This window comes from Synechococcus sp. RC10B2, from assembly GCF_047502635.1.
The window spans coordinates 16845-37639 of the sequence record NZ_JANSHO010000006.1 but is presented as its reverse complement, the minus strand read 5'-3'; the positions used below and the strand labels follow the sequence as shown (position 1 = coordinate 37639).

Sequence of the window (20795 nt, the reverse complement as noted above, 5' to 3'; positions counted from 1 at the left end):
GGATTCGGTATCGTATTGCCTGGGCTGGTATTATGTCTTAAAAAAAGAGAGGCCATTTCATGGATGCACAATCGGTGGCACCTGTGGTTCTGGTAATCCTGGATGGCTGGGGTTATCGCGAAGCCCCTGAGGGCAATGCGGTGCTGGCCGCCCGAACCCCTGTCGTGGACAGCCTATGGGCTACCTACCCCCATACCCTGCTGCAAGCTTCGGGGCGAGCCGTGGGCCTGCCGTCAGGGCAAATGGGCAACTCAGAAGTGGGCCACCTGACCCTGGGGGCGGGGCGGGTGGTGCCGCAGGAGTTGGTGCGTATCAGCGACGCCATCGAGACGGGATCCCTTTTTCACGAGCCCCTCTTGGTGGAGGTTTGTCATCGGCTCAAGGAGCAGGGGGGCCGTTTTCATTTCATTGGCCTCTGCTCTGAGGGGGGGGTTCACTCCCACATCGACCATCTCTACGGCTTGCTGAAGCTGGCAGCCCAGGCGGGGATCCCTGCCTATGTCCACGCCATCACCGATGGCCGCGATACCTTGCCCCGCGATGGAGCCAGGGTTCTGGCCGCTCTGGAAAAAGAGCTGCAATGGCTGGGCAGCGGCGTCATCGCCACCCTGAGCGGCCGCTACTACGCCATGGATCGGGATCGCCGTTGGGAGCGCACCCAGAAGGCCTACGAGATCCTGACGGAAGACGGCCCTGGCTGTGGCCGCAGCGCCGCCGAGGTGATGGAAGACTTTTACGCCCAGGATATTACCGACGAGTTTATTCCCCCCACTCGCTTGGCTCCGGGGGCGGTGCAGTCGGGAGATGCGGTCATCTTCTTCAATTTCCGCCCGGATCGCGCCCGCCAGCTTACCCAAGCTTTTGTCTGTCCCGACTTTTCCGGTTTTCAGCGCCGTCTGATTCCGGATCTCACCTTCATCACCATGACCCAGTACGATCCGACCTTGCCGGTGCAGGTGCTTTTTAAGCCGCAGAACCTGGATCACCTGCTGGGCCAAGTGGTGAGCGAGGCCGGCCTCAAGCAATTGCGCATTGCCGAGACGGAAAAGTACGCCCACGTCACCTACTTTTTTAACGGCGGCATTGAGCAGCCCTTTCCCGGCGAAGATCGCATCTTGGTTCAAAGCCCGCTGGTGGCCACCTACGACCAAGTGCCGGAGATGTCAGCGGTGGAGGTGACCGACAAAGCCATCGAAGCTATCGCCCGCCGCGAATACAGCCTGGTGGTGCTCAACTACGCCAACCCCGACATGGTGGGCCACACCGGCAACTTCAAGGCCACGGTGCGGGCGCTGGAGACGGTGGATCGCTGCCTGGGCCGTCTGCTGGCGGCGGTGGTGGACGTGGGGGGAACCACCTTAATCGTTGCGGATCACGGCAACGCCGAGCAGATGTGGGACGAGCAGGGCAACCCTTGGACGGCCCACACCACCAACCCCGTGCCCTGCATCCTGGTGGAGGGGGAAAGGCGCAAGATCCCTGGTCGCGGTGGCGATGTCAAGCTGCGCTCTGGCGGCACCCTGGCCGATGTCGGCCCCACCCTGCTCGAGATCCTAGGCCTGCCTCAGCCCCCCGAGATGACAGGGCAATCTCTTCTGCAGCCGGCAGAATACACCATCCTGCAGCGCCAGCCCAGTCCAGTGGGGCGCTGAGACCGGGAATTGCTCACTCGGCCACGGGGATCCCTTCTTGGATCAGCCAAGCCCTCAACTCCTCCCAGGTTCGGTAGAGGGCCAAAACCTGCGAGCGCTCAGGGTGATAAGGAGCGCTCAGGCGCTCCAGTTGCAAAAAGCGAGCCTGGGGAGGGATCACCGCCACTTCTGGATCGGGGGGCGTAGCCCGCTGCAGGGAGCAGCTATAGCCACGGTAGATCAGCACCAAATCAGCTTCCCCCTCGCTTTCCACCTCCACCCGCAGCACCTCCTGGGGGTGGGCCTGGCTGTAGCGCTCCAGAGCCAGCGGCCAGGGCAGAGCACTCATGCCAGCTCCCCCCTGTCTGCGCCAGGCCGCAGCCGCCAGACAAAGTAGACGCTGTAGAGCAGGTAGGCCACCAAGCCCCAGGCCCCCACGCTCCCCAGCAGCTCCGGCGGCACATTGGGATGGAAAATTTCTCGAAACCCCAGCGGCGGCTCAAACCAAGCTCGACACTCTGCCGATAGGGAAGCCCGGAAGGCACAGGGCACAAAGGCCCCCGAAAAGAGGATCCCAATCCCCATGTAGCCAGTCAAGATCCAGCGCCAGAGCAAAAAAGCTCGCGCCGCCCCGCTTCTCGACTGCTCAAGGGCAGTGCTCCAATCCTGCCAGAACCACAGACCCATTGGGATCAACAGCCGCGCCATCGCCCCGCTCAAGAAACTGATGGGCAGACCGCCGATCATCAAATACACCGTCACCGCCAATAGGCTGGATACCCGCCAGTAGACGATCAAGAGCTGAATCAGAGGACGCAACCCCACCGCAAAGGCCCAAATTAGGAGAGCCAACGGCAGCACCACCGTCAGCGCTACAGCCAAGCTGTAGTCCACCCAGATCGCCTTGACCAGCCAACTCACTGGGATCATCCTCGCCCTTTCTTCTCACTGCCCCATAGTATATAGAGCAACAGAATCGGCGGGATCCACCTCAAAACAACAGGAGGTAACAGAAGATTGCAGCTTCTCAGCCACCCCAGGCAAAACTTTACATCCGCGGTCTTTCAGAAAGTTTTCCATTTTTGCCGTTGCCGATCCACGAAGGTGGTAAATTCTTAGAGGAACATCTCCGTCTGTCGAAGGGCTAGTCGTCTTTCGAGGCGATAGTTGCAAGGTTCCATCCCGCCCTGGCCTCGCCCAACTCGTTAAGTATTGTTACTTAGTCGTGTTATTTTGGGTTAAGGCCAGATCCTCAGAGGTGGTGACCTCATTCCCATGGCACGTTCTTCCCGACTCCTCTCCCACAGTCCTGCCCGTTGGAAGGCGACCCCGTGGAAGCCTAAGCCTTTGCCGCCCCTGGAGGAGGCGGCGCCTCCGCCACAGCAGGAGGCGGGTCTGGGCTGCCAGAGTGCGTTGCAGCCGTCGCTTGCCCCGGGCAAAGCGGATTTGCGGGAGAAGGCGACAACGGCTGGCAGGAGCTATGAAGCACTGCAGCTATGGTTGGTGCTGGTCACCTTGGGGGTGAGCCTGGCCATTGCGGTGGGGGTGGCTTTGGTTTACTCGCCGGCGGTGGCTGCCAATTATTTGCTGGGGGCAATCGTCGGCGTAGTCTATCTGCGCATGCTGGGCCGCGGCGTCGCGGAACTGGGCAAAAGTCGCAGCCGACTGGGGGTAACGCGTTTGGCTTTGTTTGTCGGGCTAATCGTCCTGGCCACCCAGGTGAAGTCTTTGCAGATTTTGCCCATTTTCTTGGGGTTCATGACCTACAAGGTCACCCTGCTGATTTATCTTGTTCAGACCTTGACCCGTTTATCTTCTTCTGCGTGATGCTCATGAACCTGTTCTTCTCCGCTCCTCCTCTGGTAGCAGAACTTGAGGTTGGTCATCACCTTTACTGGCACCTGGGCAAATTTACGGTTCACGGGCAAGTTTTGATTGCCAGTTGGATTGCCATCGCCCTGATCTTGACCGTGGTGCTGTTGGGGACTCGTCAACTGCAGCGGGAGCCCGCTGGTCTGCAAAACTTTATCGAGTACACCCTGGAGTTTGTCCAAAGCATTGCCCGTGCCCAGATTGGTGAGAAAAACTTCCGGCCCTGGGTGCCCTACGTTGGCACCTTGTTCCTGTTTATTTTTGTCTCCAACTGGATGGGCAATCTCTTCCCCTGGAAGTTGATTCCCCTGCCGGAAGGAGAGCTGGCCTCTCCCACCAACGACATCAACACCACCGCCGGCTTGGCGCTGCTCACCAGCGTCATGTATTTCGTGGCCGGTATCAGCAAGCGAGGGCTGTCTTACTTTAAGAAGTACATCGAGCCCACGCCAGTTCTGTTGCCCATCAACGTCCTGGAAGACTTCACCAAGCCCCTCTCCCTGAGTTTCCGTCTGTTCGGCAACATCTTGGCAGAAGAGCTGGTGATTGCGGTGTTGGTGTTGCTGGTGCCGTTGTTGATCCCGGTGCCGGTGATGATCCTATTTCTGTTTACGGGGGCCATTCAGGCTTTGATCTTCTCCACCCTCTCGGCCGCTTACATTGGAGAGGCGCTGGAAGGTCATGGGGGTGGGGATCACCACGATTGACCTGCGGAGGGAAGGTGGGGACTTCTACCCAGTTCAACGCCCCCTCTCCTTCAAAGGTCGTCGCAAGGGATCCCTTCTCTGGTAAGGTTTGTTGGGGCCGAGGGCTTGAGCCTGGAGGCCGCCGACAAAGAGGCGATCGGCTCGACTACTCCGGTCAGATCACCTCAAGCTCAAGACGCTGTTGCGTTCGTGTCAACATCTGTTTTGTAACGACAAGGAGCATCTTGCTATGGATCCGTTAACCTCTGCTGCTTCTGTGTTGTCTGCCGCTCTGGCAATTGGCCTGGGATCCCTGGGCCCGGGTCTGGGCCAGGGGAATGCTGCTGCCGCTGCCATGGAGGGGCTGGCCCGTCAGCCGGAAGCAGAAGACAAAATCCGCGGCAACCTGTTGGTTAGCCTGGCCTTCATGGAAGCCCTGACCATCTATGGCCTGGTGGTGGCGCTGGTGCTCTTGTTCGCCAACCCCTTCGCCTGATGTCTCTGGGGGCGGCCCGGATCAATAGCTCTGTTGCGCCGGTTCGCCCCCTGCCTTGTTCGATGTTGGATCCCGTTTCTGTTGGTGCGGCCCCATGATCTGTTCAACCCTGTTGGCCGTTGAAGCTGCCGAGAAAAATGGCCTCTTCGATCTCGACGCCACCTTGCCCATCATTGCCGTCCAATTTCTGTTGCTGGTGGCCGTGCTCAACTCCCTCTTCTACGAGCCGGTTACTCGGGTTATCGACAGCCGCAACGACTACATCCGCACCACCCAGGCGGAGGCCCAGGAGCGGCTGGACAAGGCGATGGCCCTGACCCGCCAGTACGAGGCTGAGATCGGCCAGGCCCGCCTCCAGGCGCAGCAGGTGATCGCCGAGGCGGAAGCGGCTGCGGCCCGTATCCGTTCGGAGAAGCTGGCGGCGGCCCAGGCGGAGATCCAAGCTAAGCTGGAGGCGGCGCGGCGGCAAATCGAGCAGGAAAAGCAGACGGCGCTCGAACAACTGCAGCAGCAAGTGGATGCCATTGCCGCCCAGATCACCGAGAAGCTGTTGGGCAGCGCCCGTTAAGTGGCCAGTTGAACATTCCTTTGGAGTAGCGCGTGATGCTGGTGTGGAGCCTTGTGCCCGCTTGGCTTTTGGCCGTTGCCGAGCCGGTGACGGAAGCCACTGAGGGTTCTGCAGAAAAGGGGATCCTGGATGCGATTCTGGAAAGCAACTTAATCAACATCGCCATCATCCTCAGCCTGCTGTACATTTTGGGCCGCCGGGTGGTGGGGGAAGCTCTGGCCAAACGGCGAGAAGGCATCCTCGAGGAGCTGCGCCAGGCGGAGCAGCGCAAGCAGGAGGCGATCGAGAGGCTGGCGGAGGAGCAGCAAAAGCTGGCGCAGGCTCAGCAGGAGGCGGAGCGCATTCGCAAACAGGCGGAGGCCAATGCGGAAGCCCGCCGGCAGGAGCTGTTGCAGCAGGCGGAGGGGGAGATCGAGCGGCTGCGCGCCAACGCCGAAAGGGATCTCTCTGCCGAACAAGAGCAAATTCTCCAGGAGCTGCGCCGCCAGATCGTGCGCCAAGCCCTGAGCAAGGTGGAGCAGGAGCTGCCGCAACACCTCAACGAGCAGGTGCACCAGCGCCTGATTGAACGGGGGATCCAGATGATTGCCCGCTAGGAGGAAAGGGGAAGTTATGATCAGCAGCACCATGGCCGCCAGAGTGGTGGATCCCTACGCCGAAGCCCTTGTTTCGCTGGCCTCTGCGCAGGGATTATTGGATACCTTTGAGGCCGACATCCGTTTCATTGCCGCGGTTGTGCAGGCCACGCCGGAGCTGGGCCAATTCCTCGCCAGTCCCCTGGTCAAGGCGGAAGCCAAGAAAAACCTGTTGCAGCAGGTGTTTGCCGACCAGATCCACCCGCTGCTGCTGAACGCGCTCAAGCTGTTGAGCGACCGTCGCCGTATTATGTTCCTCGGGGCCGTCTGCCAGCGGTTCTTGGAGCTGCAGCGGAAGCTCAAAAATATCGTCCTGGCCGAGGTGACCACAGCGGTACCTTTGACCGAGGCGCAACAGCAGTCGATCCGCGAGCGGGTGAGGGACTTCACACAAGCCAGCGGCGTGGAGCTCCAGACCAGCCAAGATCCCACGTTGCTGGGTGGAGTGATCATTAAGATTGGATCCCAGGTGATCGACCTTAGCCTGCGCGGCCAGTTGCGCCGGCTGGCGCTGCAGTTAGCCTAGATTGGCCGAGCGTTTTTCCTTAATTTTGGATCCCTTCCCATTCCCTCGAGAGGACTGCCATGCCTACAATTCGCCCAGACGAGATCAGCACCATCATCAAGCAACAGATCGAACAGTACAACCAGGAGATGCAGATCTCCAATGTCGGCACCGTCCTGCAGGTGGGGGACGGCATTGCCCGCATCTACGGCTTGGAGAAGGTGATGGCCAGCGAGCTACTGGAGTTCGAGGATGGCACGGTGGGCATTGCCCTCAACCTGGAGGAAGACAACGTCGGCGCGGTGCTGATCGGCTCCGGGCGCAACATCCAAGAAGGATCTATCGTCAAAGCCACGGGCAGAATTGCCAGCATCCCGGTGGGAGAAGCCCTGCTGGGCCGCGTGGTGGATCCCCTCTGCAATCCCATCGATGGCAAAGGGCCGATTCACTGCACCGAGACGCGCCTCATTGAGTCGCCGGCCCCTGGCATCGTCGATCGCCGCTCCGTCTACGAGCCCCTGCAGACTGGCATCACCGCCATCGATGCCCTGATCCCCATCGGGCGGGGCCAGCGGGAGCTGATCATCGGCGACCGCCAAACCGGCAAGACCACCCTTGCTGTCGACACCATCCTCAACCAAAAAGGACAGGATGTCATTTGCATCTATGTGGCCATCGGCCAGAAGCAGAGCAATATCGCCCAGGTGGTGAACATCCTGAGCGAGCGAGGGGCGATGGACTACAGCATTGTGGTGGCTGCCGGCGCCGACAGCCCGGCCCCGCTGCAGTGGCTGGCCCCCTATTGCGGCGCCACCATCGCCGAGTACTTCATGTACCAGGGCAAGCATACCCTGGTGGTCTACGACGATCTGTCCAAGCAGGCGGTGGCCTACCGGCAGATGTCGCTGCTGTTGCGGCGCCCACCTGGACGGGAAGCCTACCCAGGAGATGTGTTCTATCTGCACTCGCGCCTGCTGGAGCGGGCCGCCAAGCTGAACAGCCGGCTGGGCGAGGGATCCATGACGGCGCTGCCGATTGTGGAAACCCAGGCCAACGACGTGTCGGCCTATATTCCCACCAACGTTATCTCCATTACCGATGGGCAGATCTTCCTGGAGTCGGATCTGTTCAACGCCGGCATTCGCCCGGCCATCAACGTCGGCATCTCTGTCAGCCGCGTCGGCTCGGCAGCCCAGACCAAGGCGATGAAGAAAGTGGCCGGCTCGATCAAGGTGGAACTGGCGCAATATCGCGACCTGGAAGCCTTTGCCCAATTTGCCTCCGACCTGGACGAAGCTACCCAGAAGCAACTGGCCCGCGGCCAACGGCTGCAGGAGATCCTCAAGCAGCCGCAGTACTCGCCCCTGTCTTTGGATCAGCAGGTGGCCATCATCTACGCCGGGACGCGGGGGTATTTGGACGACATTCCGGTGGAGAAAGTCTCCAGCTTTAAGCAGGGCCTGCTGTCCTACTTGGGCACCGCCCATCCCAAGTATGGCGAGATCGTCCTCTCCACCAAGCAGCTTACCGACGAGGCGGAAGAGATCTTGAAAACCGCCATCGCGGAGTTCAAGCAAAGCTTCCTGGCCAAGGCGGCCTAGTTGCCGGGGATCCCCATCCAGTGACCACAGCAGAGAGGATCGGTTATGGCAAACCTAAAGCGGATTCGCGACCGCATCAAGGCGGTGAAGAACACCCGCAAGATTACAGAGGCCATGCGCCTGGTGGCCGCGGCGCGGGTGCGACGGGCTCAGGAGCAGGTGATGGCCACCCGTCCCTTTGCCGATCGCCTGGCCCAGGTTTTCTACCGCCTGCAGACGCGGTTGCGGCTGGAGGATGTCGACCTGCCCCTGCTGAAGCAGCGGCCCATTGAGACCGTGGGCCTATTGGTGGTGGCCGGGGATCGGGGCCTGTGCGGCGCTTACAATGCCAACGTTATCAAGCGCACCGAGGAGCGGGTGCGCGAGCTGCAGGAGACGGGGCAGCAGGTGCGGCTTTACCTGGTGGGCCGCAAGGCGGTGCAGTATTTTCAGCGCCGCTCTGCCCCCATCGCCAAGACCTACGTGAATCTGTCCCAGATCCCCACTGCCGCTGAAGCTGCTCAAATTGGGGATGAGCTGCTCTCCGCTTTCCTCTCCGAGAAGGTGGATAAGGTGGAGCTCATCTACACTCGCTTTGTCTCGCTGATTAGCTCGCGGCCAGTGGTGCAGTCGCTGCTTCCTCTGGATCCCACGCGCCTGGCTGCCCGCGACGACGAGATTTTTAACCTTCTGGTGCGCGGGGGAGAGTTCACCGTCGAGCGCAGCAAGATCGTGGCTGCTGTTTCCGCTCCGCCGCCGGACATGATCTTCGAGCAGGATCCGGTGCAGATTTTGGACGCGCTGCTGCCGCTGTACTTGAATAACCAGTTGTTGCGGGCTTTGCAGGAAGCAGCGGCCAGCGAGTTGGCGGCCCGCATGACGGCCATGAGCAACGCCAGCGACAACGCCACCGAGCTTATCCGCACACTGGGCCTTGCCTACAACAAAGCTCGGCAGGCGGCCATCACTCAGGAGATCCTGGAGGTAGTTGCCGGGGCTGAGGCCCTGTAAACTTCCCTCCAGTGACCCACTCCTGCACTCAAGCTGACGCATAGAGGGCAGCCTTCTCTAGCCCAGAAAAGCCAAGCGCCTCGCGCCGCGACCCTCACCCCCAACCCCTCTCCCTCTAGGAGAGGGGAGTAGGGAGACGTTTCATTTCATTTGAGGAGCCTAGATTGCGTCGCTGGGCTATCTGGGCGTTGAGCAGGATCACCGGCAAAATCCCCACCAGGACAATCGCCAAGGCAGGAGCGCCGGCCTCGGCCAGCCGTTCGTCGGCAGCCATGCGGTAGGTGTGGACGGCCAAGGTATCGAAGTTGAAGGGGCGTAGCACCATCGTTGCCGGCAGCTCCTTCATTACATCCACAAACACCAGCAGCATCGCCGCCAGGATCCCGCCTCCCATCAGGGGCAGGTGCACCCGTAGCAAGGTGCCCAGGGATCCCTGCCCCAAGCTGCGGGCTGCTTCATCCAGGCTGGGAGGAATGCGCGCTAGCGTCGCCTCGACCGTGGCCAGGGCAACGGCCAAAAAGCGCACCAGGTAGCCAAACACCAACGCCACAATGGTGCCGCTGATCACCAAGCCGGGCGGCTGTTGCAGTACCACCTGCCGCAAGTCGCTCAGCAGTTGATCCAGCCGCCCTAGGGGAATCAGAACCCCCACCGCGATCACCACCCCGGGCAGCGCGTAGCCCAGAGAAGACAGCCGCACCGCCAGCCGCAGGCCCCGGACAGATCTCGCCTGCTCGAACCCTTGCAGCCGCAAACCGTACAGCACCACCACCGCCACCAAGACGGCAATCACCGCCGTGATCGTCGAGAGGAGAAAACTGTTCTGGGCGTAGCTCCAAAAGCGGCGGCCCAACTCTCCCTGGCGCAGAGTCATGTTGAGCAGGATCAGGGCCGGCACGACAAAGCCCAGCCCAATCGGGATCCCACAGGCCAGCCACGCCCCCACCGCCCGCATCCCCTGCAGACGGTAGCGGGTGAGGGACGGCTTGAACCCTTGGCGATAGTAGCGCGCCCGCCGGCGGGAAAATTGCTCCAGGGCCATCAGCAGCAGCACCAACAGCAGCAGCAGCGCCGAGAGCTGGGCGGCAGCCACCGGATTGCCCAAGGCCGTCCAGGTGCGGTAGATGCCGGTGGTAAAGGTATCGACCCCAAAGTAGCTGACCGTCCCAAAGTCGTTCAAGGTCTCCATCAAAGCCAGCAGACAGCCGGCCACGATCCCCGGCCGCGCCAGCGGCAAGGCCACTCGGAAAAAGCTGGCCCACGGCCCATAGCCCAAGGAGCGGCTCACCTCCAAACAGGCCACCGACTGTTCCTGGAAGGCCAGCCGCGCCGAGAGATACACATAGGGGTAAAGAGTGAGGACGAGCAGCAGGATCGCCCCCCACAAGGAGCGAATGTTAGGGAACCAGTAGTCGCCGATGCCCCAGCCGGTGACCCGCCGCAGCCAGATCTGGAAGCCGCCGGTTACTTGCAAAAAGTCCGTGTAGGCGTAGGCCAACACATAAGTAGGAGCTGCCAGGGGCAACACCAGCATCCACTCCAGCCAGGCCCGCCCCCAAAACTCGCACATCGTCACCAGCCAGGCGGTGCCGCTGCCGACCAGGATAACGCCCACTGCCACACCCACCATCATCACCAGGGTATTGCGCACATATAGCCCCAAGACCGTGTCGGCCAGGTGCTGCCAAACCTGCCGCTCATCGGCAAAGAGGCTGAGCAGCACCGTCAGGACGGGAAGGAGGATGAGGCCGCTGAGGGTTAAAGTCAGGAGTGCCCATCCGCTGAGAGGGGGGAAGCCAACTTTTTGCAGAGATTTGCTCAACAACTTTAGCCCAGTTCCTGTGTGCATCTCAATTTTTCAGGGACACCTGCTCCGGCAAGCTCTGAGAAAAAAGGGAAATCCGTAGGGAATTTCCCCCTTTTGACAGCTAGGTTCTCTTTCAAAACAAACCCTTTGGCAACTTAACAAAATAGACAATGTTCTCGTCTAGCTTGTTGTCTAGGTAGGGCATCTTTTTCTCCTGAACCACGCCTTTTTCCGAGACAATGCCGAAGTCGTCATCGTTCACTATCGCCAGAGTATTTGCGTCGAGAATGACCAATCCCTCTGGCTTATCGTGGAGATAATTGGGGATCGACGTGATGTCAAAGACTTCTTCTTTGGCAACAGGCTTGATCCCTGCTGCGGCCTTTTCCTCTTGGGTCAACTGCTCCAGCGTTTTGCCGTCGACCAACCGGCCGTTTGGGCCAGGATCAAAGACATCGGTAGCGCCAGAGATGTCAATTTTGTAGATTTTCTTGGTTACGTCTTTGTCGGCTCCCGGAGTTTTGCCGTCCCGCTCGAGGACTAGGAAAGTCGTGTCTGTGATGGCGGCAATTTCGCTAACGGCCGTGCCTGTTCCCTCCAGAGGGTAGAGGTATTCCCTAAACTTGCCCGTGGTCAGGTCATAGAAGAGTATTCTGCAAACGGTCGCAGTCTTTTGAACGTCTTTGTTTGGGTTCAAAAGCGGCGACTGCATGATGCCAACCAGATAGTTCTGATTGGGCGTCAGCGTCAGCCCCTCCATGCCGCGATTGGGGCGCCGATGTTTGTAGACTTCTGGCAGCTTTTTGCCACCGACTCCGCTCCCAAAAGGATTTAGCCACTCGATGGCCTTGCCGTTGGCGTCGAAGTGGATCAAGTGAGGTCCATATTCGTCGGCAACCCAAAAACTGCCATCTTTGGCCACCGCAATGCCTTCTGGATCGATGCCCTTGAGATCCGGCGCTATCTGTTTGCCACTGAGATCGTAAGCTTTTTCTCCTGTTCCCCCCAAATCAGATGGATTGGGGATCCCCGTGAGATTTTTGCCGGTTTCGTCTTGCAGCAGGATGACTTTGTCTAACTTGAAGCCCTCGCCCTCCAGGGATAATCTGGCAACTTGAGGGGTAAAGTCGGGCTTAGGAAAGATCTTGTCGTTGGATTCAGCTCCGTCGATATTGGGGCCGCGATCGGTGAGAGCATAGAAGTACTGGCCATCAAAGGCAAGGCCAGAGCCAAACCCGCCATTATAGATTTTGACGCCGTTTTCCGTGGTTAAAAGCAGATCCCGCTTGGGAACGGGAGCCTTTTCGGGGAGGCTTTCAATGGCCTCTGCCGGGCTACTGCTGTAGGAAGAAGTTAAAAAAGGGAGGAGCAAAAACAAGACTGCAGTGCGCAGTTGCTTCATTGGCTGAGCCTCCAGAAACCTTGAAAAAGTATAGACAAAAGGCCCGAGCGGCCTCGAACGGAGGCAACGCCGTCCTAGAGTATCAACGTTTGGCCAAAAACTGTCAAGCTGCTTAACGTTTGCGGCTCTACCAACGGGAGGCTGCGCTCAGGGCCTGTCCTGGAGGCATGATCTACTTCCAACCGGCCCGATCCATAACCATCAGGGCATCGGGGGTCACGCGACCGATGCTGGCGGCGTTGATCGTGTCTCCCTTGAAGGTGCCAAAGCTGGCCACCACCGAGTCGATCTCAGCCCCCGGCAGCACCGGGTACTCGTTGTTGCTTTGGGCAAAGATAGCCTGCGCTTCTGGGCCGGAGAGGAACTCCAGAAACTGGATGGCCGCCTCTTTGTTGGGAGCAGTTTTCAAAATTCCGGCGCCGCTGATGTTGACGTGCGTGCCGCGATCTTCTTGGTTGGGGAAGAAGACGCCCACCTTTTCCGCTACGGCCCGATCTTCAGGATTGTCGGATTTGATCAAGCGCGCCAGGTAGTAGGTGTTGGCTAAGGCTACATCCCCCACGCCAGCAGCTACGGCTTTGATCTGATCGATGTCTCCCCCTTCCGGCGGGCGGGCAAAGTTGGCCACTAGGCCGCGGGCCCACTTTTCGGTTTCCGGGATCCCATGCGCCAAGATGATCGAGGCCGTCAGAGATTGGCTGTACACATTGCTGGAGGAGCGGGTGAGCACCTTGCCCCGCCACTTGGGGTTGGCCAGATCTTCGTAGGTGGAGAGCTCCTTGGGATCCACCTTGTCCTTGTTGTACATGATCACCCTGGCCCGCTTGGTGAGGCCAAACCAGTAGCCCTCCGGATCCCGCAGAGACTCGGGAATATTTTTGGAGAGCGTCTCCGACTGAATGGGCTGAAAGAAGCCTTCGTTCTGGGCACGCCACAGTCGGGCGGCATCCACTGTCATGAAGATATCAGCGGGGCTGTTGGATCCCTCGCTGCGGATGCGCTGGACGATCTCGTCGGCTTTGCCCTGCACCCAGTTCACCGTAATGCCCGTTCTCTGCTTGAAGAGGTCGTACAATTTTTCGTCTGTGCCGTAGTGCCGAGAGGTGTAGAGGTTCACCTCCCGGTTGGCGCCGCGGGCCGGACGCCCCAACGAGCCTGCCGCCAAGGCTACAGAGCCCAGAGCGGCCCAGCTGACAAATTGCCGTCGCGATAAGCGCATACCCAACTCCTAAACTCAAAAACATTTCAAGAAAGGCTGCTGCATTGACCCAGTCAGCAATGCCTTTACCCGAGAAAGCACTTGAAAGTCCCTCCCCTGAAAGCAGGGGAGTTTTCCCAAATGCCGGCCTTTTGATCTTTGTCTAGGCCAAGCTTATTGAGATTTTTATTCAAGAATTTTGCTCTGGGGCAATGATAGAGGATCCTAAGTACCGAGTCAAGCTGTTGGGAGTTGTTCTCATCTTTGAACCGTTTGGCCTCAGATCCGCCAACTCTCGCTGGAAACAAGAGCCAAGGTCGCTCCTCATGCGGCTGGCCGGGCAAGGGGATCCCTTACTGGAATATTTTGGGTAGGTCGGGGTTTTAGAGCTGCCTTGGGTATAAAGGGAGCAGGGTGGATGGTGGAGTATGGTGGGCTCCCCTTCTCAAGGGCCGGATGAGCAACTGCAAGACAATGGCCGGGATCCAGGTGCTTTCCTCCTAGTCTGTGGCTACAACGACTTGGCAGCGTTGACGCTGCAGATTCTGGAAGACTTTGGACAGCGCGCGGTGGTGGTGGCTCCTGGCCCGCGGCCTTCTTTGTTAAAGGAACCGTGGCAATACGTAGAGGGGGATCCCCATCAGCCGGAGGTGCTGCGCCGGGCTGGGATCGAGCGGATCAAGGTGGCGCTGCTGCTGGAGGACAACGACCAGGCCAACTTCGAGCTGGCCCTCTTGATTCGAGATCTCAACCCGCAGGCGCGCATTGTCTCTCGTCTGTTTAACACCGGCCTTGCCCGCTACCTGGACTCGATTTTGCCGCAGCATTTTTCCCTATCGGTTGCCGGCTTAGCGGCTCCGGCCTTTGCCCTCAAGGCTGTCTCGGACGAATTTGTCGGCTACTTCGAGCTGCCCCAGTTGGAGGCTCAGCCGGCCACGATGCCGCCGGAGCTGGCCGATCCGCTTTATTTGGGCGCCCCCCAAGAGACCACCCTCTGGAACGTGGTGGAGCTGACCATCGGCTACAACTCCCGTCTGCTGCACATGCCCCTCGCGGAACTGGAGGAAACCTTTGGGGCGCGGGTGCTGTTCCACTACCCGGTGGACGGGCTGTCCGACTTTTCCGAGTTTCGGGTTTTCGACGATTTCGACCACGAGGCAGAGCTGCTGGAGGGGGATCGCATTTTGGTGATCTGCGACCCCAGATCCTATCTGCAACTGTTGGAGCGCAACGGGCGGCGCGGCTCTTCGCGGGCCCAACGCTGGGCCAGCGGACAGGCGCAAGACAGGCGACAACAACGGCGAGGCAAGTCGTTCGGGCGGGGCCTCCTATCTTGGCTGCGCAGAAGCCTGCAGGGACTGCTGCAGGTCAAGCCCATCGTGCATACCCTCACCTTCACCTTGGGGGCGATGTTGGTGCTGGGGGTCATTAATTTCAGAATTATCGGCAAATCTGTGGTTGACGGGCTGCTGCTGACCATCGTGGTGTTGACAGGGGGGTATGGCGACATCGAGGCTTTTCAGCAGGCGGAGACGCCGCTGGGGGTGAAGGTGGTGGCGGTGGTCATGACCTTGGTGGGAGCTGCCCTGGTGGGGTTGATCTACGGGTTGGTGACCGACAAGTTGGTGAGCAGCCGCTTTGGCTTGGGCCGAGCCGCCCGTATGCCCAAAGCGGATCATGTGGTGATTGCCGGTTTGGGGCGGCTAAGCTACTTGGTGCTGCAGTTGTTGCGGCAGATGGGCTATGAGGTGGTGGTGGTGGAGCCCGACAGCGACAACCCTCTGGTGGAAGCGGCGGAACGGGAGGGGGCGGTGGTGATTCGGGGCAACTACGCTCTGGCCAGCACGCTGCAACAGGCTCGCATCCAAAGCAGCCGCTGCCTGATCTGCACGACGCCTGACGATCTCACCAACCTCGAGACCGCCCTGACCGCCCACAGCCTGCAACCGGGGATCCGCACCATCTTGCGGGTTACCGATCCCCAGGTGGCGGCGCGGATGCAGCGGCATCTGCAGACGCTGGGAACCAGCTACAGCACCACCGCCCTGGGGGCGCGCGCTTTTGCCACGGCAGCGCTGGTGGGATCCGTTTACGGCACCTTAACTTGGGAGGGGGAAACGCTGCTGGTGACGCTGCTGGAGGTCTCGCCTTCCAGCCCTTACCTGGGGCTGTCCCTGCGGCAACTGGCCCAGGATTACGACCTGGCAATTTTGCTGCATCACTCCCGACCGGGCCGGCCCTGTGTTTTCCCCAAGATCTGGCAGAAAGAGGGCGAGACGGTGTTGAAGCGGGGGGATCGCCTGTATGTGATGGGGACGGTGGGATCCCTGATTCGCCTGGCCCAGGGACGCCCTCTGCCGCCGGAGCTGTATCAAGTGCGCCTTTTGGAATGTCGCAACCCCTACTTTGAAGACGAGATCCTCTCCACCTTGGCGTTTTATGCGCGGCTGCCCAAGACGGCCCTGAAGCCGCTGTTGCGCTGTCTGCCGGCGGTGGTGAGCCCCCCTCTCCCCCGCGACAAGGCGATTAAGTTGGCCCGCCAACTGCGCAAAATGAGCACCGAGGTGCAGGTGTTTGCCCAGGTGCAGTCCGGCGAGCGGCGGATCCTTGAAGTCCTCTAGGGCTTTTCGGCCACAAGACGCACAAAGCGATTTTGCCCGTAGAGCTCCTGGGCCACGACTCTTAAACCAACCTTCTCCAACAGCCAGGCCAAGTCCTCGGCGCTGAAGCGGTTGTGCTCGTAGAAGTGGGTAAATTGATCCACCAAGGTATCTAGGGGGGTGTCCGGCTGAAACAGTTGGGCCTCGGTGGCGGCATCGAAGTAGAGGCTGAGGGGGGCGCGCACCCAGTCCACTAGCAAAAATCGTCCCCCTGGCTTGAGTAGACGCCGCACCGCTTGCAACAGGCGCACCGGCTGCACCATCTCGTGGATCACCACCACCGCCTGGGCCGCGTCAACGCTGCTATCGGGCAGGGGCAAATGGGGATCGTGGAGGTCCGCTTGCAGCAGTTGGATGCCGGGGATGTCTTTGAGGTCGGCTTTAGCCCGCTCCAACATGTAGGGCATCAGATCTACGCCGATCAACTGTCCGCCGGGGTAGCGCTGGGCCCACTGCCGGAGGACATACCCCGGCCCCGTTCCCAGATCCAGCAGGCAGGGCGCAGCAGGCAAGCAAGGCTCAACGTGCTGCTGCCAAAACCGCCAAAAGGCCTCGTTGAAGCGCCCAGGAGCCGTGGCCAGCATGCGCTCGCAAAAGCTGGGGCCACGGTGGTGCTGGTAAAGAAGCTGAAAGGTATCGAGGCCGGTTTGGGGCATGGCTGAGCATTCTCAACGAATCCTGGGAACCAGGTCAGCAGCGCAGGAAGGGCATCGAAGCAAATCAAAAAGGAATGTCGGCCTAGCGAGCGGAAGAAGCGGTGGAGAAGTTGGCGATGCCCGTCTCTAGGTCGTCAAAACAGGTCAAGACCTTTTCCATGGAGGTGAGGCTGAGGACAAGGGAGACACTTTCGGGAACGCAACAGAGGCTGAGGTTGCCGCCGGCAGCCCGGCACTTGCGCAAGGCCGAGATCAGCACTCCCAGGCCGGAGCTATCCATAAAGGTAACCGCCGACATGTCGATCAACAGGTTGTGGTAGCCAAAATCCAAAACCTGCTGCAGCAACTGCCGGACTTCAGAAGCGGCTTTGGCGTCAAAGCGACCCTCTAAGGGCACGATTGCCAGCTTTTGCCCCTGGGGGGTTTCGGCAGTACGGATGCGCAGCTTAAAATCCATCGTTTCCAGTCAAGACCTCATGCCCCACCTTAGCACCATCGGTTGCTGCTATTACCCCCTCGGCAGGAAATCCCTCTTATGCAGAAAGAGAGGGTATCCCTCTTTGCCATGGCAATTTCCAACTGGTTGAGATTGTCTGCGGGGCCCAGCGTTGAGGCAGCTACCCTCACTTCCTCTTCAGACGGGGAGCAATCCCTCACCCCCTACCCCTCTCCCTTTGGGAGAGGGGAGCTAGCCGCTCCGCCTGCAGGCAGAGGGATCCAACCTTGGCTCCCCATCTCAGATCCTGGCCGGATCGAGCGCATAAGTCGGCTCGAGGGCGGGAAGGGACATACGCAGGCGAGGACGGTGCATGGCCAGCAACTGGGCCAGGCGCCTGCGCAGCTCGGTTCGCGGCACAATTGCGTCGATGAGCCCGTGGGCCAGCAGATATTCGGCCGTCTGGAAGCCCTCCGGCAGCTTGCCCTTGCCGATGGTTTGCTCAATAACATTGGGCCCGGCAAACCCCACCTGGGCGCCGGGTTCGGCCAGGATCAAATCCCCCAACATGGCAAAGCTGGCAGTCACCCCCCCATAGGTGGGATGGGTGAGCACAGAGATGAACAATTGCCCGGCCTCGCGGTGCCTTTGCAGAGCGGCTGCCGTTTTGGCCATTTGCATCAAGCTGAGGATCCCTTCCTGCATGCGGGCTCCCCCCGAGGCGGAGAAGATGACTAGGGGCAGGTGATCGCGGGTAGCTCGTTCGGTAAGACGGGTGATCTTCTCGCCCACCACCGAGCCCATGCTGCCGCCCATAAAGCGGAAGTCCATCACGCCCATCGCCACTGGGATCCCTTCCAAGCTGCCCAGCCCGGTCAAGACGGCATCTTTAAGTTGGGTGCGCTCCTGATAAGAGGCCAGTCGCTCGGCGTAGGGCTTTTGGTCGAAAAAGTGCAGCGGATCGGTGGGGGCCAGGTGCTCGTCAAGGGGCTGCCAGGAGCCGGGATCCAAAAGCTGCTGCAGCCGCTGCGGGGCCGTGATGCGATGGTGATAGCCGCAGCTCGGGCAAACCTGCCAGTTCTGCTGCAGATCCTTGGTGTAGGTGAGGGCGTCGCAAGCCGGACACTTCTGCCACAGGCCGTCGGCGATCTCCCGCACTTGCCGCTCTTTGTCGAAGGGGCTGCTGCCGGTCAAGTTAAGGGAAGTCTGCTTGCGCCGCTCGGCAAACCAATCCAGTAAAGACATAGCCGCTGAGGTACCCCCCTAGCTAGGGATGGCCAGAGCTGAATCTGTAAGCCCTGCCGGTGAGCTGCGAAACTCATCTTAACGTTCTCAAGCTATCAAAGAATCGCCAAGCTGGAAATAGAGACTTGCAATAGCCCATGACCGCAGAAACCCAGTGGCAGGTGTTGACCACAGGGGATGGATCCCTGACCTTTTTCTCCCAAGAGTTCGGGCAGGCTTTCCATAACACCAGCGGCGCTGCCCAGGAAGCGCTGGAGAAGTTTGTCCGCCCTTGCCGGCTGGATCGCCTGCCGTTGGAGCGGGATCCGGACGATCCCATTCGCCTCTTGGATATTTGCTTTGGCCTCGGCTACAACTCCGGCCTGGCCTTGGAGACGATTTGGCAGGTGCGGCCCGATTGCCCTGTGGAAGTCATTGGCCTGGAGCGATCCCCAGAGGTGCCCCGCCAGGCCTGGCAGGTGGGGGTGGGATCCACCTGGAGCTTTGGCCAGGAGTGGCAACACTTGATCGAGCAGGGATCCTGGCAATCGCCGCGCTGGCGGGGAACCCTGCTGTGGGGAGATGCCCGGCAAACCCTGCTCCAGGTGCCGCCGGGATGGGCGGATGCGGTGTTTTTGGATCCCTTCTCCCCTTCGGTTTGCCCGGAGCTGTGGACGGTGGACTTCTTGCGGGCAGTGGCCGAGCGAATGCGCCCCAGCGGGATCCTGGCCACCTATTCCTGTGCGGCGGCGGTGCGGGCGGCCTTGCTGGAGGCGGGGCTATTCATTGGCTCGACGCCGCCGGTGGGCCGCCCCTGGCCGGGCACGGTGGCCTCGCCCCAACCGCATCACCTGCCGCTCCTCTCGCCCATGGAGTGGGAGCACCTGCGAACCCGCGCCGCGGTGCCCTACCGGGATCCTACCTTGCAAGGGGATAGAGCCCAGATTCGGCTGCAACGCCAGCGAGAACAGCAAACTTCACCCCTTGAGCCCACTTCCGCCTGGAAACGCCGCTGGCCTGTGCAAGCCTAGCGACCGGAGTGCAGATCTGGGCAGCTTTTGCCGGAATTGCTGTCTGAGTGTATCCAAGACACCTGCACCAGTCCCGTACCCTTACGCAAGCTGCCGTGTCTTGACAAAGTTAAGCTAAAGTGAAGCCCTCTCTCCGGTGAGCTGCTATGTCTCCTTCGGCCTCTGCCGGTACACTGGTTGTCCTTTGTGCTGAACAGCACCGTGTTACCCTGCAGTTCTTGGCTCGCCTCTCTCGAGCTCCGGAGTTAGATCTGGAGCAGCGGCGTCTCTGTGTGCAAAGGTTGCGGCAGCGCCTCTCCCGCCACATTCAACTGGAGCGCCATGTCCTTTACCCGCTGCTCAGGACGGCTCTGGCGGCGGATCCCCACCGCAGCGCCCAAATTGACCGGCTGGAGCAGCAGTTGCGGGATCAGATCCCGGAGCTGACGCGCTTTTTGCACCAGGCGGAGCGCGACCCGCAGCAGTTGGATCCCACTTCTGCTCTTCACTTCTATCGGCAGTTGCGGGCCCAGTTCGAGCAGGAAGAGAAGCTCTTGCATCCCCTCTTTGCCCAGCATGTTTCCCCCGCTGCAGAGCAGCAGCAGTTGCGCCTGTTCCGCAAGCGCCTGCAGGCCAGCGCCTCCAGTTCTGCTGCCGGTCGTCGCCCCAGCTTGGAGGAATGGGAGCGGCAGGCAGTGACTCGCCCTGTCTTTCCCCACGAACGCCTTTGGCCTCCGCAAGGTAGCACGGCGTCGATGGCCACCCCTTAGCCAAGGACGGTCTTGTCTTTGGATTTTGCCTTGGGTAACTTTCTGCTGGTTTTGGCAAGCTGGCTTGTGGTACTTTTTCCCCAGCCGACCCCTTGCATCGATGCAACCTTGGGATCCCGAAACCTACATCGATCAGAGGGCCCAACTCCTGCATCCCGACCATCGAGCGGAGGTGATCGAAAACTTCGCCCGCTTCTTGCCCCTTGCTCAACAGCTGCTGGAGTTTCCGTTGCTGCCGACGGTTGAGAAGATGAGCCTCTAACCCAGCCCCTCTCCTTTGTCGGCCTGCCAACATCCCTGCCCTTTGGCGTACAACTGGTGGCTGCCCCCTACCAAGAGGCCAACCTGTTGCGGGCCGCCGCCCATCTGGAAGCGCTGGGGATCCCGGATGCGCGGCCTGCCTGAGCCAGGAGATGCTCCCTCTAGGCGCGTTTGAACCATATCTAGTGTTTTAATTTTGAATCCTTTGCTCCAGACGCTAAATTTATAATCCCCTCGATAGGGGTAAAAATGTGCCACTCTTGAGGGCCGCTTTTGCCCCTTTGTTTTTGCCAGAGAGTTTGAATCTTGTCGGGGCAGGACGTGAGCTGTTTGCCCAGAGAGAGGAAAATCTTAAAGTAAAATTAATCCCACGGTTGTTGTAGCGAA

At 60.2% G+C, this 20795-nt stretch carries 22 protein-coding genes; 13 read left to right on the top strand and 9 right to left on the bottom strand.

The window, feature by feature from the left end; translation table 11 throughout:
• Positions 1 to 59: 59 nt before the first annotated feature.
• Positions 60 to 1652: a 2,3-bisphosphoglycerate-independent phosphoglycerate mutase gene (gpmI, locus tag NW855_RS00710; RefSeq protein ID WP_414508250.1), complete on the top strand. Its 1593-nt coding sequence runs from the start codon at positions 60 to 62 to the stop codon at positions 1650 to 1652.
• A gap of 13 nt (positions 1653 to 1665) precedes the next feature.
• Here the strand turns inward: gpmI and NW855_RS00705 are convergent, their stop codons facing one another.
• A complete protein-coding gene (locus NW855_RS00705) occupies positions 1666 to 1980 on the bottom strand; it encodes a hypothetical protein (RefSeq protein WP_099812972.1) in 315 nt (104 codons plus the stop codon).
• Positions 1977 to 2561 carry a DUF3177 family protein gene (locus NW855_RS00700; RefSeq protein ID WP_099812974.1) on the bottom strand — a complete coding sequence of 195 codons (585 nt, stop codon included), beginning with the start codon at positions 2559 to 2561 and terminating at the stop codon, positions 1977 to 1979. The genes NW855_RS00705 and NW855_RS00700 overlap by 4 nt, the downstream gene beginning before the upstream one ends.
• Before the next feature lie 345 nt (positions 2562 to 2906).
• Between NW855_RS00700 and NW855_RS00695 the strand changes: the two genes are divergently transcribed.
• The 8 genes from NW855_RS00695 to NW855_RS00660 all read left to right on the top strand — a co-directional run bounded on the left by NW855_RS00695 (position 2907) and on the right by NW855_RS00660 (position 8984).
• On the top strand, positions 2907 to 3458 hold the full coding sequence (locus NW855_RS00695) for an ATP synthase subunit I (RefSeq protein WP_228375272.1): 552 nt from the start codon (positions 2907 to 2909) through the stop codon (positions 3456 to 3458).
• Positions 3459 to 3463: 5 nt separating this feature from the next.
• Positions 3464 to 4210 carry a F0F1 ATP synthase subunit A gene (atpB, locus tag NW855_RS00690; RefSeq protein WP_011430933.1) on the top strand — a complete coding sequence of 249 codons (747 nt, stop codon included), beginning with the start codon at positions 3464 to 3466 and terminating at the stop codon, positions 4208 to 4210.
• Between the two features lie 229 nt (positions 4211 to 4439).
• Positions 4440 to 4685 carry an ATP synthase F0 subunit C gene (gene atpE / locus NW855_RS00685; protein WP_011430931.1) on the top strand — a complete coding sequence of 82 codons (246 nt, stop codon included), beginning with the start codon at positions 4440 to 4442 and terminating at the stop codon, positions 4683 to 4685.
• A gap of 94 nt (positions 4686 to 4779) precedes the next feature.
• Positions 4780 to 5253 (top strand): F0F1 ATP synthase subunit B', encoded by a 474-nt coding sequence (locus tag NW855_RS00680; protein ID WP_011430930.1) that lies wholly within the window; start codon positions 4780 to 4782, stop codon positions 5251 to 5253.
• A gap of 35 nt (positions 5254 to 5288) precedes the next feature.
• Positions 5289 to 5849 (top strand): F0F1 ATP synthase subunit B, encoded by a 561-nt coding sequence (locus NW855_RS00675; RefSeq protein ID WP_414402408.1) that lies wholly within the window; start codon positions 5289 to 5291, stop codon positions 5847 to 5849.
• Between the two features lie 16 nt (positions 5850 to 5865).
• Positions 5866 to 6414: an ATP synthase F1 subunit delta gene (gene atpH, locus NW855_RS00670; protein ID WP_011430928.1), complete on the top strand. Its 549-nt coding sequence runs from the start codon at positions 5866 to 5868 to the stop codon at positions 6412 to 6414.
• Positions 6415 to 6473: 59 nt separating this feature from the next.
• Positions 6474 to 7994: a F0F1 ATP synthase subunit alpha gene (gene atpA / locus NW855_RS00665; protein ID WP_011430927.1), complete on the top strand. Its 1521-nt coding sequence runs from the start codon at positions 6474 to 6476 to the stop codon at positions 7992 to 7994.
• A 45-nt stretch (positions 7995 to 8039) separates the two neighbouring features.
• Positions 8040 to 8984: a F0F1 ATP synthase subunit gamma gene (locus NW855_RS00660; RefSeq protein WP_011430926.1), complete on the top strand. Its 945-nt coding sequence runs from the start codon at positions 8040 to 8042 to the stop codon at positions 8982 to 8984.
• A 115-nt stretch (positions 8985 to 9099) separates the two neighbouring features.
• On the opposite strand, the gene NW855_RS00655 is transcribed toward NW855_RS00660, so the two are convergent.
• From NW855_RS00655 to NW855_RS00645, 3 genes are all read right to left on the bottom strand, one after another.
• Positions 9100 to 10833 carry an ABC transporter permease gene (locus NW855_RS00655; RefSeq protein WP_099812977.1) on the bottom strand — a complete coding sequence of 578 codons (1734 nt, stop codon included), beginning with the start codon at positions 10831 to 10833 and terminating at the stop codon, positions 9100 to 9102.
• 91 nt (positions 10834 to 10924) lie between these two features.
• A complete protein-coding gene (locus NW855_RS00650; protein ID WP_099812978.1) occupies positions 10925 to 12193 on the bottom strand; it encodes an esterase-like activity of phytase family protein in 1269 nt (422 codons plus the stop codon).
• Between the two features lie 172 nt (positions 12194 to 12365).
• On the bottom strand, positions 12366 to 13418 hold the full coding sequence (locus NW855_RS00645) for a Fe(3+) ABC transporter substrate-binding protein (RefSeq protein ID WP_414402403.1): 1053 nt from the start codon (positions 13416 to 13418) through the stop codon (positions 12366 to 12368).
• A 401-nt stretch (positions 13419 to 13819) separates the two neighbouring features.
• Between NW855_RS00645 and NW855_RS00640 the strand changes: the two genes are divergently transcribed.
• Positions 13820 to 16012 carry an NAD-binding protein gene (locus NW855_RS00640; RefSeq protein WP_414508249.1) on the top strand — a complete coding sequence of 731 codons (2193 nt, stop codon included), beginning with the start codon at positions 13820 to 13822 and terminating at the stop codon, positions 16010 to 16012.
• Here NW855_RS00640 and NW855_RS00635 read toward each other — a convergent pair.
• From NW855_RS00635 to accD, 3 genes are all read right to left on the bottom strand, one after another.
• Complete coding sequence (locus NW855_RS00635; RefSeq protein WP_099812983.1) at positions 16009 to 16707, bottom strand: class I SAM-dependent methyltransferase; 699 nt, start codon at positions 16705 to 16707, stop codon at positions 16009 to 16011. The genes NW855_RS00640 and NW855_RS00635 overlap by 4 nt on opposite strands.
• An 82-nt stretch (positions 16708 to 16789) precedes the next feature.
• Entirely contained in the window at positions 16790 to 17164 is a 375-nt protein-coding gene (locus NW855_RS00630; protein WP_011430919.1) for an STAS domain-containing protein, read from the bottom strand.
• Between the two features lie 279 nt (positions 17165 to 17443).
• The gene (gene accD, locus NW855_RS00625) at positions 17444 to 18388 is read right to left on the bottom strand and encodes an acetyl-CoA carboxylase, carboxyltransferase subunit beta (protein WP_011430918.1); all 945 of its coding nucleotides are present in this window, start codon (positions 18386 to 18388) and stop codon (positions 17444 to 17446) included.
• A gap of 137 nt (positions 18389 to 18525) precedes the next feature.
• Between accD and NW855_RS00620 the strand changes: the two genes are divergently transcribed.
• The 3 genes from NW855_RS00620 to NW855_RS00610 all read left to right on the top strand — a co-directional run bounded on the left by NW855_RS00620 (position 18526) and on the right by NW855_RS00610 (position 20409).
• On the top strand, positions 18526 to 19398 hold the full coding sequence (locus NW855_RS00620; RefSeq protein WP_414508248.1) for a tRNA (5-methylaminomethyl-2-thiouridine)(34)-methyltransferase MnmD: 873 nt from the start codon (positions 18526 to 18528) through the stop codon (positions 19396 to 19398).
• Positions 19399 to 19544: 146 nt separating this feature from the next.
• Positions 19545 to 20147, top strand: coding sequence for a hemerythrin domain-containing protein (locus tag NW855_RS00615; protein WP_099883738.1), 603 nt, complete (start codon positions 19545 to 19547; stop codon positions 20145 to 20147).
• Between the two features lie 100 nt (positions 20148 to 20247).
• On the top strand, positions 20248 to 20409 hold the full coding sequence (locus NW855_RS00610; protein WP_099883740.1) for a DUF4089 domain-containing protein: 162 nt from the start codon (positions 20248 to 20250) through the stop codon (positions 20407 to 20409).
• Here the strand turns inward: NW855_RS00610 and NW855_RS00605 are convergent.
• Complete coding sequence (locus tag NW855_RS00605; protein WP_168174230.1) at positions 20406 to 20588, bottom strand: hypothetical protein; 183 nt, start codon at positions 20586 to 20588, stop codon at positions 20406 to 20408. The two genes, NW855_RS00610 and NW855_RS00605, sit on opposite strands and share 4 nt — an antisense overlap.
• Positions 20589 to 20795 lie beyond the last annotated feature (207 nt).